Below are 14,736 nucleotides of genomic sequence, written 5' to 3'. Positions count from 1 at the left end.
TCATCGATCGTGCGACATGGGACAACGTCCAGCGGATGCTTGCCGCCAATCTCCAAGGCGAGAGGTCAGGCGGCAGGGCACGATCACCCAGCTTGCTTGCGGGTCGCATCGTCGATCAGCACGGCGAACCGCTGGTCGCTGTCCATGCCTGCAAGGGGAAGGTCCGCTATCGTTACTATGTAAGCCGGTCGCTCCAGCATGATTCAGACGCAAGGTCGACCGACGGCCTACGAATACCAGCGCTGGAGATCGAGGCAGCCGTCAGCCAGCTTCTGACGGAAGCGCTCGATGATCCGCTATCGCTGCTTGCACGAGCGGGGATACCACTCGAAAGTGATCGTCTGCGTATGATCCTCAAACAGGCCGAACAGCTTGCCACTTCCATCCGCGGCAAGCAGCGCGATACGATCCGCGATCTTGTAGCAAAGGTCGCCGTCCAATCACACGAGATATCGGTTGAGCTGTCAGTTATGGCGCTATGCACAACTCTGGCTGTCGAGGCCTCTGCAGGTACACAACCCTCGATCCTGCTTAACTCGCCGGTCCGTCTGACCCGCACCGGTCGGGCCATCCGGCTGGTCCAGCGCGATGGCCGACTGGTCTCACAGGGCAGGCCTGATCCCGGCCTCGTTGAGTTGCTGCGCAAAGGGCGTAGCTGGTGGCAACAGCTTCAGACCGGCACGATCGACATCGCCACCATCGCCCGTGACGAGAAGGTCAACGACTCATGGGTATCGCGCCTCGTCCGACTGAACTTCCTCGCGCCTCCGATCGTCGAAGCCATCCTCGCCGGGACCCATCCTGCCTCAGTCAGCGCGACATCTCTACGCACCGCCAGCCTGCCGGTCGACTGGGACGAGCAGATGGCCCTGTTCGGAATGTGATGAATCACAGCCAGTCACGATACCTGCGGCGCTTCGGCGCCACTTTGCATTGCCAGACTATCAAAAGCAGCCGACGATTACTCACTCCGTACTGCCAAATCAGGCGACAGAGAAAATGCCGCCAGAGGGCCCAAATGTTGCTCCAGATACGCTCTCAGCAGACCGGACCATCTCCGCAAACGGCGTGGAACCGCGCCACTTCCCGGAGTATCTTCCTTTTATATCAATAACTTAAATATGCGTGGCGGAGGGAAGAGCTTCGAAACGCCCGACTGGAGTCATGTAACCATCGGAAATCACTCGATAATATGGCTCCACATCATCCAGTCCGGCCTGCGCCGCAGACTTCCTGCCAAGCAACAAGTCCGTACCGAGAGAATTCATGTAGTCTGCAACAGCCGCTCCAAGATTGCCATCTCTGGTGGATCGGTGCCCCTCCTACGATCGCGCATCATGATGCACCCATCGCCCTGTCCACTCCGTATCGCGGAAATAGGCGATAGAGGAAAAGTCGTCTGACCGGCCAAATCTTGCCCACCATCTGCTCTCCGCAGACCGGGCCATTTGCCCAAATGGCGCGGAACCGCGCGCCTTTCAGCGGAAAAGAAAATCATTCTATATCAATGACTTATGTGTGGCGGAGAGGGTGGGATTCGAACCCACGGTACGGTTGCCCGCACAACGGTTTTCGAGACCGTCCCAATCGACCTCTCTGGCACCTCTCCGCATGATCGAGGGTCTCTCCGCCCGGGGGCGGCTGGTCGATGAGGGGCGGCCCTTAGCCGAACTATTCGGGCTTGCCAAGCGTCGCGCTTGCTTCCGTCGCGACAAACCCTAGATTGATCCCATGACGAGGGATATTTCGCTTTCCGTGGATCGCCAGGCGCAGTTGATCGCGCCCGCCATCGCCCATGCACGCTTCGCCATCGGCGATGTCGTGCGGCACCGGCTGCTGGAATTCCGGGGCGTGATATTCGATGTCGACCCCGTGTTCGCCAATAGCGAGGAATGGTATGAGGCCATTCCCGAAGGCGTCCGCCCCGCGCGCGACCAGCCATTCTACCATCTGCTCGCCGAAAATTCGGACAGCAGCTACGTCGCTTATGTGAGCCAGCAGAATCTGGAGCATGACGAAAGCGACGAGCCGGTGGACCACCCCGCCATTTCCGGCATCTTCGACGATTATCGCGACGGCCGCTACCAGCTGCGCCGCGAGCATCGCCACTGATCCGATCCCGCTGACCGCCAATCGCCGGGCTTGACGATTACAGGCGTAGTCATATAAGACTACATCTGTAATCGGAGGGACGCCGATGGTGGATCGAATCAGCGACGGCGAACATGCCGTCATGGACGTGTTGTGGGATGAGGCGCCGCTGACCGCCGCCGAGGTGGCCGAACGGATCGATCCCGCCCGCGGCTGGAGCGACCGCACCGTCAAGACCATGCTCGCCCGCCTGCTCGCCAAGGGCGTGCTGGCGCATGAGGAGGATGGCCGCCGCTACCTCTACCGGCCGCTTGTGGCGCGGGCGGATTATGCGGCCCGCGAATCCCGCAAGCTGATCGATCGCCTGTTCGGCGGCCGCGCCGCGCCGCTGGTGGCGCATCTGGCCGAGCAGGACCAGCTTTCCCCGCAGGACATTGCCGAGATCGAGGCGCTGCTGAAGGCGCTCAAGCCATGAGCGCCGCGCTGCTTCTCCAAAATCTGGCGGCATCGGCGCTGCTGATGCTGCTGGTCCTGCTGGTGCGCGGCAGGATCGCCGCCCTGTTCGGCGCGCGGCTGGCCTATGCGCTATGGGCGCTGCCGATGATCCGGCTGGTGATGCCGCCGCTGCCCGAAATCGCCCGGCCGGTGGCGGCGCATGTCCCAATCCGCATCGACCTTTCGGGGCTGGAGGGCATCGCGGCCGCGCTGCCCGCGGGCGCGGAAGCCGCATCGCCGGCCATGATCGCGCCCCATGCCGCCGGCATGGCCGCGGCGACGGGGCCGGACTGGGCCGCGCTGATGGTGCCCGGCCTGATCCTGCTGTGGCTTGGCGGGGCCGCGCTTCATTTCGCATGGCATATCGGCCTTTACCGCCACTTCCTGAAGATGGCGCTCAGGGGATCGGCCTTCCTCTGCCGCCGCTGCGGGATCGCGGTGCATGTGAGCGCGGGCGTGGACGGCCCGGTGGCCGCCGGCATCGTCCGCCGCCGCATCCTGCTGCCCGGCGATTTCACCCGCCGCTATACCCGGCAGGAGCAACGGCTGGTGCTGGCGCATGAAGTGGCCCACCATGTGCGCGGCGATCTGATCGCCAATATCTTCGCGCTGGCGATGCTGTCGCTCCACTGGTTCAACCCGCTGGCGCACATCGCCTATCGCGCCTTCCGCGCCGATCAGGAACTGGCCTGCGACGAAACCGTGCTGGCGGACGAGCCGGCGACGGAGCGCCACGCCTATGCGACGGCGCTGGTGAAATCGGCGACGCGCGGCACGCCCGCCGCCGCCTGCGCGCTGGGCGCCGCCCGGATCAAGAGGAGACTGCAGATGATGGCCACGGGCAAGATCGGGCGCGCACGCCGGCTGGGCGGCGACGGGGATCGATATGCCCCGGCTGGCGGTTGCCGCTCCCCTCGCGCCGCTGGCGCCGGCGGCACCGGCTGCGCCCGCCGCCCCTGCCCAACCCGCCATCCAGGCGGTGCCGCTGCCGCCGTCCGTGGTGGCGCCGGATGCGCCCGAGCCGCCGGCCCCGGTGGCGGCCCCCGCCGCGCCCCGCCCCCCGGTCGAAGCCCAGGCGGCCCGCGAACAGGCGGCGCGTGCCCGTGAGCATGCCGCCTTGCTGCGCGAACAGGCGGATCGGATGCGCGAGCAGGCGGCGGAAGCGCGCGAGGCCGCCGCCGAGGCCCGGGCGATCGGCCGCGAGGCGCGGCGGGAAGCGATGCGTGCCCAGGCGCGCGCGGATGTGATCCGCGTGGATGTGGACCGCGAGGTCCGCGTGGCCCTTGCCCAGGCGCGTGCCGAGCTGGCGCGGACCTGCGGCAATGGCCGGGGCCGGATTTCCGCCGAGGCGGATGATCGCCGCGCGATCGCCACGCTGGCCGCCAGCTGCGTGGACGCGCGCGCGATCCGCGCGCAGGTGGCCGATGCGCTGAAGGAGGCCCGCGCCGAGATCCGCGCGGCCGATCTCACCGCCAGCCAGCGGGCCAGCGTGCTCGCCTCGCTCGACCAGCAGATCGCCGCCCTGCGCGCGGATTCCGTGGATTAAGCCGGATCGACGTTCGAATATCCGGCACCGACATCGCTTGTCGCAGGATGGCCCCTGAAACGGGTTCCGGGGCGACGATTCGACCGCCACCCTTTTGAAGGTTCCGGGGAGGGCCGGTTTCGGGGCATACCAAGGCATGATCGCCTCTGCCGGATGGAGGCCCCGGCTAAACGATGGTCCGGGGCGGCATGCGGGGGAGGTCGGAGTAGCTTCGCTTCATTCAGCCCGGATCGGCATGCCGCCCCGCTTTGGGGACAGGCGGCCGCCGGACATTCTGGAGGAAGCACCCCATGACCAGCATCAACGGAACCGCCCTCGTCACCGGCGCCTCGTCCGGCATCGGCGCCACTTATGCCGAACGGCTGGCGCGCCGGGGCCATGATCTCGTCCTCGTCGCCCGCAGCGCCGACAAGCTCCAGGCGCTCGCCGCCCGGCTGCGCGCGGAGACGGGCCGGCAGGTGGACGTGCTGTCCGCCGATCTGGGCAAAGCCGACGATCTGGCCCGCGTCGAACAGCGGCTCCGCGACGACAAGGCGATCACCATCCTCGTCAACAATGCCGGCATCGTCGGCGACGGGCCGCTGGCGACGGCCGACCCCGACAAGCTGGAGGCGATGATCCGGCTCAACGTCGTCTCCACCACGCGGCTGGCGGCCGCCATCTTCCCCCGGCTGCTCGCCGCCGGCAGCGGCGCGATCATCAACATCGCCTCGGTGACGGCGCTGATGTCCGGCGCGTTCGAGCCCGGCTATGGCGCGACCAAGGCCTATCTGCTGAACTTCACCGAAGCGCTGCAGGCCGAGGCGGGCGACAGCGGCGTGCGCATCCAGGCGGTGCTGCCCGGCATCACCCGCACCGCCATCTGGGACAGCCTGGACGGCAAGCTGGATCTCGTGCCGGCCGAGATGGTGATGGAGGTGGACGAGATGGTCGATGCCGCGATCGCGGGCTTCGACCAGGGCGAGGCGGTGACGATCCCCTCGCTGCCCGATGCCGGCGACTGGGAAACCTATGTCGCCGCCCGCGCGGCGCTGGCCCCCAATCTGAGCCACGCCCATGCAGCACCACGCTACGGCCTGAAATGACGGGCCTTTCGATCGGAAGCGGGCCGATGGACGAAGCCGGCGTCCGATTTTGATCCCTCGGCTGTAAGCTTCCGATCTTTCCACGCCCCGGCCCACCCCATAGCCTGTCCCCGAACCGGCCTTTGCCGCCGGCAACGATAAGGAGAGGCACATGGCAACCGCACCTTCGATCGCGCCCGACGAGAAACTCGTCTCGGTCGATTCGCATGTTTTCTACACCGATGAATGGGTCGTCCCCCGCCTTTCGGAGCGGCTGCGCCAGGGGTGGATCGACGGCAACAAGAAGTATCAGGCGCTGGAGCTGGAGAAGCGCGGCGGCTTCATCCCCGACATCAACGACATCATGGACCCGGTCGCGTGGAACGATCCGGGCCATTACGAGCCCCATGCCAAGCTGGCCTCGATGGACCGCGACGGCGTGTTCGCCGAGGTGATCTTCCCCGAAGTCGGCGGCGCCAAGATGTGCAGCCCGGAGATCATGGGCAACGACTGGAAGGAGATGCTGTCGGGCTTCAACGACGCCATCGCCGATTTCGCGGCGGTCGATCCGCAGCGCCTGATGTGCGCCTACCAGCTTCTGCCGCACGATGTGGAAGCATCGGTGAAGGAAGTGGAGCGCGTGGCCAAGCGCGGCGCGCGCTGCGTGCAGCTTCCGCCCTTCCCCACCGAGCTCGGCCTGCCGGACTATTTCGACGAGCGTTACGACCGGCTGTGGGCGATCCTGCAGGAAACCGGCATCACCATCCTCAACCACCTCGACAACAACGCCAAGGGCTATGAGCTGATCAAGCGCGATCCGACCCCGATGAAGGGCGTCGCGCTGGGCCTGCCGGGCTTCCAGCTGGCCGAGACGATCTGCTTCTGGATCCTTTCCGGCACGCTGGAGCGCTTCCCCAAGCTGAAGGTGCTGTTCGTCGAGCCGGGCCTGGGCTGGCTGCCCTTCCTGTTCGACATGATCCTCGACGGCCGCATCATCCAGGGCCATTACAGCTTCCCGAAGCTGAAGCTGCTGCCCAGCGAATATTTCAAGCGGCAGATGGGCGCGACCTTCATGTATGAGCCGCTCGGCCTGAAATATTGCTACGACTATTTCGGCCCGGACGTCCTCTACTGGTCCACGGACTTCCCGCACCCGGCGACGTCCTGGCCGAATTCGCGGGCGCTGATGGAAAAGCAGTTCACCGCCGCCGGCATTCCCGACGCCGATCGCCGCAAGATCGTGTGCGAGAACGGCCTCAGGATGTTCGCGACGAACTGAGCCTGCCGGACGGAGGCGACCTTGCGGGCGGCGTGCTCCCTGTGGGCCGCCCGCCAGGGGCGCGGCGGCCATCGGGTCGCGCCGCCGCGCCACGCCCGCCCACCCGCCTTCCACCCGCTTGCCAAGCGAAGGGCAATCCCGCATCGTGCGACCCTTGGGACAATCGGGAGCCGATCCGGTGGCCGCGGCCACGCTTATCGACCATTATGCGCGGGCCTTCCTGGCCAGCGCGGCCCGCGCGGGGCTTGATCCCGCCATCGTCGCCGAAGGGCGCGATCCGGTGGCCGGGCGCTATGACGGCACCGCGCTTTCGGCGATATCCCGCAACGCCAAGCTGATGATGGCGGACGAGCTGTGCGGCCTGACCGCGCACCCGCTGCGCCCCGGCGCGTTCGAGCTGATGTGCGAGATCGGCACGCTCAGCGATACGGTGGGCACCGCGCTCGATCGCGCCTTCCGCTTCTATGCTGTCGCCACGCGCGACCTGGCCTTCACGCTCGACCGCGACGGGCATGACGCCGTCGTCACCGTCGCCATCCCGGATACCGGCCATGATCCCGATCGCGTGCTGCCGGGCTGGTGGCTGATCTTCTGGCAGCGCTTCGCGCAATGGCTGATCGGCGAGAAGTTCGCCGTCATCACCGCGGAATTCCCCGGCGATCCGGCGGTGCCGATGCAGGAATATCTGGAAGTGATGGGCTGCGAATGCCGGTTCGGCGCCGACGTGGCGCGCCTCGGTTTCGCCGACGCGATCCTGGCCCGGCGGGTGGTGCGGGTGCCGAGCGATATTCCCCGCTTCCTCGCCCACCGCCCCGTCGACATGCTGACCGTCGACGATGTCGGCGACGGGCTGGTGACGGCGATCCGCGCCCGCATGCGCGCGCATCTGGAAATCCACCAGGCGCTGCCCAAGCTGGAGGCGCTGGCCGAGGGCTTCGGCATGTGCGGGCAGACGCTCCGGCGGCGGCTGGAGGCGGAAGGATCGAGCTATCGCGCGCTCAAGGCGGACGTGCGGCGCGAGGTGGCGCTGATGTGCCTGCACGACGGATCGATCCCGATCAGCCAGATCGCCACGCGCGCCGGCTTTGCGGAGGCCAACGGGCTGGCGCGCGCCATCCGGTCCTGGGCGGGCGTCTCCCCCACCGCCTATCGCCGCATGGTGCTGGGCCAAGCCGGGCAGGAAACCGCCCACTGATCCACTGACAAGAGGCGCCGCCGCGCGCAAACGGCTTCTGGCGGAGGGGAATTTTCCGGCTTATGGCGCACAGGACCCATAAGGAGCCCGCCATGGCCGCGCTGATCCTCCACGAATATGCGAATAGCGGAAACTGCTACAAGATCAGGCTGACGGCCGCCCTGGTCGGCGTGCCGCTGGACCGGCGCGAATATGACATATTGAAGGGCGAGACCCGCACGCCCGCCTTCCTGACCCAGATCAACGGCAATGGCCGCATTCCCGTGCTGCAGATCGGCGAGAAGCTGCTGCCGGAAAGCAATGCCGCCTGCTTCTGGCTGGCGGAGGGATCGCCGCTGATCCCGGAGGACCGCTTCGACCGCGCGGACATGCTGCGCTGGATGTTCTTCGAGCAGTATAATCACGAGCCCAATATCGCCACGCTGCGCTTCTGGCTGGCCTTCGTCGGCGAAAACGCGCTGACGGATGCCCAGCGCGCCTCCATCCCCGCGCGGCGGGCGGGCGGCGATGCGGCGCTGGCAGTGATGGAGCGGCATCTGCGCGGCGGCGCCGGCTTCTTCGTGGGCGATCGGATCAGCCTGGCCGATATCTGCCTCTACGCCTACACCCATGTGGCCCATGAGGGCGGGTTCGATCTCGGTGCCTATCCGGCGATATCGGCCTGGATCGCGGCAGTCGCGCGCACGCCCGGCTACCTGCCGATCACCGCCTGAATTCCATTCTTCTTGCCCTCGCGGCCGCCTGCGATTACATCGGGCCGGAACGCACCGGCCGCTCCGTAAGGGGCGGCCCTATTTATTTCCGGAGGATGTTCCCGTGGCCCAGCCGCTTATGCCTCATGCGACCGCTTCCTGGCTCGTCGACAATACGGCGCTCAGCTTCGAACAGATCGCGGCCTTTTGCGGCCTCCACATCCTCGAGGTGCAGGCCATCGCCGACGACATGGCCGCCACCAAGCTTACCGGCCGCGATCCGGTGCGCGCGGGCGAGCTGACGCTGGCCGAGATCGAGAAGGGCCAGGCCGATCCCAATTACCGCCTGGTAATGCTGAAGGGGCCGGAACAGGTGCGCCGCACCAAGGGGCCGCGCTACACGCCGGTTTCCAAGCGGCAGGACAAGCCGGACGGCATCGCCTGGATCATCCGCAACCATCCCGAGGTTTCGGACGGGCAGATCAGCAAGCTGATCGGCACCACCCGCACCACCATCGCCGCCATCCGCGATCGCACCCACTGGAACATCGCCAACATCGTGCCCAAGGACCCGGTGACGCTGGGCCTCTGCTCGCAGCGCGAACTGGACGCGATCGTCGCCAAGGCCGCCAAGGCCGCCGGCATCGAGACTCCGGTCGACAGCCGCCTGGAAGGCGACCGCGAGGCGCTGATCGACGAGCTGCGCGCCCAGCGCGAGGCGGCCGCCCGCGCCGCCGAATCGGCGCTGCATGGCGAGGCGGGGGACGAAGACGGCTTCGTCGATCCCTTCAAGAAGTAAGCCGGTCCGGCGCGTGGGGGCGCCGCGATCGCCATCTTCCAGCAAGGCCGCGTCGGGACAGCCCGGCGCGGCCTTGCCGTATTTGCATCCCCCCGCCGCGCGGCCTAGTGGATCGTCATGGCCGATCCCGCTTCCATCTGGCGAACCGCCTACCGCCACCCCACCAGCTGGGAGGCGAGCTACCCGCCGCTCAGCCTGCCAGCGATGCTGGAGGCTTCCGCCGCGCGCTGGCCCGATCGGCCGCTGATCGATTTCTTCGGCCGCCGCTTCAGCTATGCCGAAACGCTTTCCGGCGCGCGCCGGGCGGCGATGGGCCTGGCCGCGCTGGGCGTGGGCAAGGGCGATCGCGTCGGCCTGTTCCTGCCCAACGTGCCCCATTATGTCGCGGCTTATTACGGCGCGCTGATGCTGGGGGCGACGATCGTCAACTTCTCGCCGCTCTACACGGTGGAGGAGCTGGCCCATCAGGTGCAGGATTCGGGCACGCGCATCCTCGTCACCGTATCGGCGAAGGCGCTGCTGCCCACCGCGCTGAAGGTGATGGAGACGAGCGGGCTGGAGAGGCTTGTCGTCGGATCGGTGGCGGGCGCGCTGCCGCCGGCCAAATCGCTGCTCTACCGCCTGTTCCAGCGCAAGGAGGTGGCGAAGGCGCCGCACGATCCCCGGATCGTCCCCTTTTCGCGCCTGATCGCCAATGACGGCGCGCTCGCTCCCGTGCCGATCGATCCCGAGCGCGACGTCGCCCTGCTGCAATATACCGGCGGCACCACCGGCGTGCCCAAGGGCGCCAAGCTGACCCACCAGGCGATGACGGCCAATGCGCGGCAGATCGTGGCGGTCGATCCGCATCGCGACGAGGACGACCGGATCATCGGCGTGCTGCCGCTGTTCCACATCTTCGCCAATGCCGCCGTGCTCAACCGCACCGTGATGAACGGTGGCGAGATCGTGATGCTGCCGCGCTTCGACGCCGCCGGCACGCTGGCCGCGATCCAGCGCACCCGCGCCACCGCCATGCCGGGCGTGCCGACCATGTATCAGGCGCTGCTGGACCATCCCAAGACGGCGGGCACCGATTTCTCCTCGCTGCGAGTCTGCGTTTCGGGCGGGGCGCCGCTGGCGGCCGAGCTGAAGGCGCGGTTCGAGGGCGTGACCGGCGCCAAGCTGTGCGAAGGCTATGGCCTCACCGAAAGCGGCATCGCCAGCGCCAATCCCTATGAGGGCGAGAACCGCACCGGCACGATCGGCCAGCCGCTGCCCGCCACCACCTTCCGCCTGGTGGACCGCGACGATCCCCGCAAGCCGGCGGCGGACGGCGAGCCCGGCGAGATCGTGATCCACGGCCCCCAGATCATGACCGGATATTGGAACCGGCCGGATGCGGACGCCGACATCTTCGTGGGCGGCGGCCTGCGCACCGGCGACGTCGGCCTGATCGACGCGGACGGCTATATCCGCATCGTCGACCGGCTGAAGGACATGATCTCCGTGGGCGGGTTCAAGGTGTTCCCGAGCCAGATCGAGGCGATCCTCTACCACCACCCCGCCGTGAAGGAGGCCTTGGTGATCGGCATCCCCGATGCCTATCATGGCGAGAATCCCAAGGCCTTCGTCACCCTCCACCCCGGAAGCGAGGCCGTGACGGGCGAGGCGCTGCGCGCATGGCTGAACCCGCAGGTCGGCAAGCATGAGCGCGTCGTCGCGGTCGAGATCCGCGAGAGCCTGCCCCACACGCTGGTCGGCAAGCTGAGCCGCAAGGAACTGGTGGCCGAGGAGCGCGCCCGCGCCGAAGCGAGCGCAAAGGCCGCAACGCCGGCTTGACCATGGCGCCCGCCCCGGCCACAAGCCGGGGCATGGGGCAGGATGAAGACACCATCGCCGAGCTTTCGTTCGAGGACGCGCTGAAGCGGCTGGAGACCATCGTCCAGCGGCTGGAGAGCGGCGAGGAGACGCTCGACAATTCGATCCGCCTTTATGCCGAAGGCGATGCGTTGCGCGCGCAGTGCGAGAAGCGGCTGAAGGACGCGCAGGCGCGAATCGAGAAGATCAGCCTGGGCGCCGACGGCCGGCCGGCGGGCGCGCAGCCCTTCGATGTCGGCTGACGGCGACGTGACGACCACGCCCGTCGCGCTCCAGGACGCGATGCGGCAGGTGGCGACCGAGATCGACCGCCATTTCGACCTGCTGCTGGAGGTGCCGGACGACGCGCGCGGGCGGCTCTACGATGCCATGCGCCATGCCGCGATCGGCGGCGGCAAGCGGCTGCGCCCGCTGCTGGTGTGCGCCGCGTGCGACCTGTTCCATGTCGATCGCCAGGCGGCGCTGCGCGTCGCCCTCGCCATCGAATGCATCCACGTCTATTCGCTGGTGCACGACGACATGCCGTGCATGGACGATGACGATCTTCGCCGCGGCAAGCCCACCGTCCACAAGGCCTATGACGAGGCGACGGCGGTGCTGGCCGGCGATTCGCTGCAGAGCCTGGCCTTCGAGATACTGGCCGACGAGGCGACCCACCCCGATCCCTTCGTGCGGATCGAGCTGGTGGCCGAGCTGGCCCGCGCCGCCGGCCCGGCCGGCATGGCGGGCGGGCAGATGATGGACCTCGCCGCCGAGACCCAGGCGTTCGACCTGCCGACCGTCACCCGCCTGCAGCAGCTGAAGACCGGCGCGCTGATCGGCTTCTGCCTGGAGGCCGGCGCGATCATGGGCCATGTGCCGCCCGAAGGGCGCGGCCGCCTGCGCGGCTATGCCCGCGATATCGGCCTGGCCTTCCAGATCGCGGACGACCTGCTGGACGTGGAAGGCGATGCCGCCGCCATCGGCAAGGCGGTGGGCAAGGATGCCGCCGCCGGCAAGGCCACCTTCGTATCACTGCTGGGCCGCGAACGCGCGCACCAGCAGGCGGACATGCTGGTCGGCCAGGCGATCGCCCATCTTTCCAGCTATGGCGCGGAAGCCGATCTGCTGCGCGTGATCGCCGGCTACATCATCGAAAGGGATCGCTGAATGGCGCGCATCGGCGTCTATCCGGGCACGTTCGACCCGATCACCCTCGGCCATGTCGACATCATCCGCCGCGGCGCCAAGCTGGTGGACCGGCTGGTGGTGGGCCTTTCCACCAACCCCGCCAAGACGCCGATGTTCACGATCGAGGAAAGGCTGGCGATGATCCGCCGCGAAGTCGCCTCGATTCCCGGCGATATCACGGTGGTGACGTTCGATTCGCTGCTGATGGACTTTGCCGATCGGGAAGGCGCGCGGGTGATCGTGCGCGGCCTCCGGGCCGTTTCCGACTTCGAATATGAATATCAGATGGCGGGGATGAACCAGCAACTGAACGACCGGGTGGAGACCGTCTTCCTGATGGCGGACGTCAGCCTCCAGCCGATCGCCTCGCGGCTGGTGAAGGAGATCGCGCTTTATGGCGGCGCGATCGACAAGTTCGTGCCATCGGCCGTGGCCGCCGAAGTGCGGGCGCGGGTGGAACAGCTTGGCGTCAGGGGCGGCTGACCGTTCAGCCGCCGGCAAGGGCGATCCGGCCAGGGCCGGGCACCCGGCGTTCGGCCGTCATGTGGGACAGGATTATCGGGGCAGGCAGGCGCCGCACCCCGGCGGGAGATGAAATTTCGATGCGTTTGAAGATGTTGATGGCCACGCTCGCCGGCCTGTTCGCATTCGGACCCGCGCTTGCCCAGGATGCCGCGCCGGCAGCGCCGACCACGCCGGCGGCGCCCGCCGCCGCGCCTGCCCCCGCCGTCGATCCGGCCAACATCCTCGATCTCGAGCTTTCGACCGGCGGCACGGTGAAGATCCTGCTGCGGCCCGACAAGGCGCCGCACAGCGTGGAGCGCATCCGTTCGCTCGCCAATCGCGGCTTTTATGACGGGCTGGTCTTTCACCGCGTGATCGAAGGCTTCATGGCCCAGACGGGCGACCCGCGCGGCGACGGCACCGGCGGATCGGACCTGCCGGACCTGAAGGCCGAGTTCAACGACATGCCGCACGTGCGCGGCGTGATGTCCATGGCCCGCGCCGACAATCCGGACAGCGCCAACAGCCAGTTCTTCATCATGCTGACCGCCAATCTGCGCCTGGACGGCAAATATACCGCGATCGGCCGCGTCATTTCCGGCATGCAATATGTCGATGCGATCGAGCGGGGCGAGCCGCCGGCCAACCCGTCCAAGATCGTCCGCGCCCGTACCGAGGCCGCCGAGCCGACCCTGCCCGTAGCGGCAGCGGCCACCGCCGCCGATCCCCATGCGCATGAGCGCGAGGAGGAAGCTGCCAAGGCGGTGAAGAGCGTGCTGAAGGGCGAGATGAAGGACGATCAGAAGCCCAAGAAATAAGGGCGGCGGATCGGGCCAAAGCCATGCGTGTCGACCTGTTCGATTTCGATCTGCCGGCGGAACGGATCGCGCTCCGCCCGGCATCCCCGCGCGATTCCGCACGGATGCTGGTGGTGGACGCCGCCGGCATGGCCGATCGCATCGTCCGCGACCTGGGCGATATCCTGCGGCCGGGCGATATCCTGGTCTTCAACGATACCCGCGTCATCCCCGCCCAGCTGGAAGGCCGGCGGGGCGAGGCGCGGATCGGCGCGACGCTCCACAAGCGCGAGGGGCCGCGCGCCTGGCGCGCCTTCGTCCGCAACGCCAAGCGGCTGCGCGACGGCGACCGGGTGGAATTCGGCGCGGGCGTGGCCGCCATCGCCGCGAGCCGGGGCGACGACGGATCGATCCTGCTGGAGTTCGAGGGCGACGAGCCGGTCGAGCTGCTGCTGGAACGCGCCGGGCGGATGCCGCTGCCGCCCTATATCGCCGGCAAGCGCCCCGCCGACGAGCGCGACCGCGACGATTATCAGACGATGTTCGCCGCCGAGCCGGGCGCCGTCGCCGCGCCCACCGCCGCGCTGCACTTCACGCCCGGGCTGATCGCATCGCTGGCGGCGCGTGGCGTGGACCATGTGACGCTGACCCTGCACGTGGGCGCGGGCACCTTCCTGCCGGTGAAGGCGGAGGATACCGACGACCATCGCATGCACGCCGAATATGGCCGGATCGACGCCGCCACGGCCGACCGGCTGAACGCCGCGCGCGCGGCCGGCGGGCGGGTGATCGCGGTCGGCACCACATCGCTGCGCCTGATCGAGAGCGCGGCCGGCGAGGACGGCATCATCCGCCCGTTCGACGGCGATACCGCCATCTTCATCACCCCCGGCTACCGCTTCCGCGGGATCGACGGTCTGATGACCAATTTCCACCTGCCCAAATCGACATTGTTCATGCTGGTATCGGCGCTGATGGGGCGCGAGCGGATGCAGGCCGCCTACGCGCACGCCATCGCCGAGGGATATCGTTTCTATTCCTATGGCGATGCGAGCCTGCTGATCCCCTGATCAAGAGGCCGATTGCCAAGCGTTCGTGCCCGCGCTATCCGGCGCGGCACAGGCGGGTATGATGTAATGGTAGCCTGTCAGCTTCCCAAGCTGAACGCGCGGGTTCGATTCCCGCTACCCGCTCCACTTTCCCGCGACATGCAAGAATGAAGGCCCCAGCCGAAGCCGGGGCCT

At 67.7% G+C, this 14,736-nt stretch carries 15 protein-coding genes, 2 tRNA genes and 1 pseudogene; 17 read left to right on the top strand and 1 reads right to left on the bottom strand.

Going from position 1 to position 14,736, the window contains the following annotated elements; all coding sequences use genetic code 11:
* A pseudogene (locus BHE75_RS24335) lies at positions 1-884 on the top strand (hypothetical protein); the annotation flags it as partial.
* 635 nt (positions 885-1,519) lie between these two features.
* Here the strand turns inward: BHE75_RS24335 and BHE75_RS02570 are convergent.
* Positions 1,520-1,609, bottom strand: a tRNA-Ser gene (locus BHE75_RS02570).
* 122 nt (positions 1,610-1,731) lie between these two features.
* Between BHE75_RS02570 and hspQ the strand changes: the two genes are divergently transcribed.
* From hspQ to BHE75_RS02490, 16 genes are all read left to right on the top strand, one after another.
* Positions 1,732-2,112, top strand: coding sequence for a heat shock protein HspQ (hspQ, locus tag BHE75_RS02565; protein WP_015459236.1), 381 nt, complete (start codon positions 1,732-1,734; stop codon positions 2,110-2,112).
* An 85-nt stretch (positions 2,113-2,197) separates the two neighbouring features.
* Complete coding sequence (locus BHE75_RS02560) at positions 2,198-2,566, top strand: BlaI/MecI/CopY family transcriptional regulator (RefSeq protein ID WP_015459235.1); 369 nt, start codon at positions 2,198-2,200, stop codon at positions 2,564-2,566.
* Entirely contained in the window at positions 2,563-3,693 is a 1,131-nt protein-coding gene (locus BHE75_RS02555) for a M56 family metallopeptidase (protein ID WP_070932163.1), read from the top strand. The genes BHE75_RS02560 and BHE75_RS02555 overlap by 4 nt, the downstream gene beginning before the upstream one ends.
* A gap of 10 nt (positions 3,694-3,703) precedes the next feature.
* A complete protein-coding gene (locus BHE75_RS02550; RefSeq protein WP_139181611.1) occupies positions 3,704-4,132 on the top strand; it encodes a hypothetical protein in 429 nt (142 codons plus the stop codon).
* Between the two features lie 290 nt (positions 4,133-4,422).
* Entirely contained in the window at positions 4,423-5,217 is a 795-nt protein-coding gene (locus tag BHE75_RS02545) for an SDR family NAD(P)-dependent oxidoreductase (RefSeq protein WP_070932158.1), read from the top strand.
* 151 nt (positions 5,218-5,368) lie between these two features.
* Positions 5,369-6,475: an amidohydrolase family protein gene (locus BHE75_RS02540; RefSeq protein WP_015459232.1), complete on the top strand. Its 1,107-nt coding sequence runs from the start codon at positions 5,369-5,371 to the stop codon at positions 6,473-6,475.
* Positions 6,476-6,653: 178 nt separating this feature from the next.
* On the top strand, positions 6,654-7,670 hold the full coding sequence (locus BHE75_RS02535; RefSeq protein WP_015459231.1) for an AraC family transcriptional regulator: 1,017 nt from the start codon (positions 6,654-6,656) through the stop codon (positions 7,668-7,670).
* A gap of 92 nt (positions 7,671-7,762) precedes the next feature.
* Positions 7,763-8,383, top strand: coding sequence for a glutathione S-transferase family protein (locus BHE75_RS02530; RefSeq protein WP_015459230.1), 621 nt, complete (start codon positions 7,763-7,765; stop codon positions 8,381-8,383).
* 118 nt (positions 8,384-8,501) lie between these two features.
* On the top strand, positions 8,502-9,161 hold the full coding sequence (locus BHE75_RS02525; protein WP_015459229.1) for a DUF1013 domain-containing protein: 660 nt from the start codon (positions 8,502-8,504) through the stop codon (positions 9,159-9,161).
* A gap of 117 nt (positions 9,162-9,278) precedes the next feature.
* Positions 9,279-10,982: a long-chain-fatty-acid--CoA ligase gene (locus BHE75_RS02520; protein WP_070932156.1), complete on the top strand. Its 1,704-nt coding sequence runs from the start codon at positions 9,279-9,281 to the stop codon at positions 10,980-10,982.
* Between the two features lie 32 nt (positions 10,983-11,014).
* Positions 11,015-11,263: an exodeoxyribonuclease VII small subunit gene (locus BHE75_RS02515; protein WP_015459227.1), complete on the top strand. Its 249-nt coding sequence runs from the start codon at positions 11,015-11,017 to the stop codon at positions 11,261-11,263.
* Complete coding sequence (locus BHE75_RS02510; RefSeq protein WP_070932154.1) at positions 11,253-12,170, top strand: polyprenyl synthetase family protein; 918 nt, start codon at positions 11,253-11,255, stop codon at positions 12,168-12,170. The genes BHE75_RS02515 and BHE75_RS02510 overlap by 11 nt, the downstream gene beginning before the upstream one ends.
* Positions 12,171-12,674: a pantetheine-phosphate adenylyltransferase gene (coaD, locus tag BHE75_RS02505; RefSeq protein ID WP_015459225.1), complete on the top strand. Its 504-nt coding sequence runs from the start codon at positions 12,171-12,173 to the stop codon at positions 12,672-12,674.
* A 119-nt stretch (positions 12,675-12,793) separates the two neighbouring features.
* Positions 12,794-13,513: a peptidylprolyl isomerase gene (locus BHE75_RS02500; protein ID WP_015459224.1), complete on the top strand. Its 720-nt coding sequence runs from the start codon at positions 12,794-12,796 to the stop codon at positions 13,511-13,513.
* A 23-nt stretch (positions 13,514-13,536) separates the two neighbouring features.
* Entirely contained in the window at positions 13,537-14,562 is a 1,026-nt protein-coding gene (gene queA, locus BHE75_RS02495) for a tRNA preQ1(34) S-adenosylmethionine ribosyltransferase-isomerase QueA (protein WP_070932152.1), read from the top strand.
* A gap of 52 nt (positions 14,563-14,614) precedes the next feature.
* Positions 14,615-14,688, top strand: a tRNA-Gly gene (locus BHE75_RS02490).
* Positions 14,689-14,736 lie beyond the last annotated feature (48 nt).

Origin of the sequence: Edaphosphingomonas haloaromaticamans (assembly GCF_001853345.1) — a bacterium.
Lineage (GTDB): Bacteria > Pseudomonadota > Alphaproteobacteria > Sphingomonadales > Sphingomonadaceae > Sphingomonas_E > Sphingomonas_E fennica.
The sequence above is the reverse complement of the archived record's forward strand: the minus strand, read 5'-3'. Positions and strand labels throughout refer to the sequence as shown.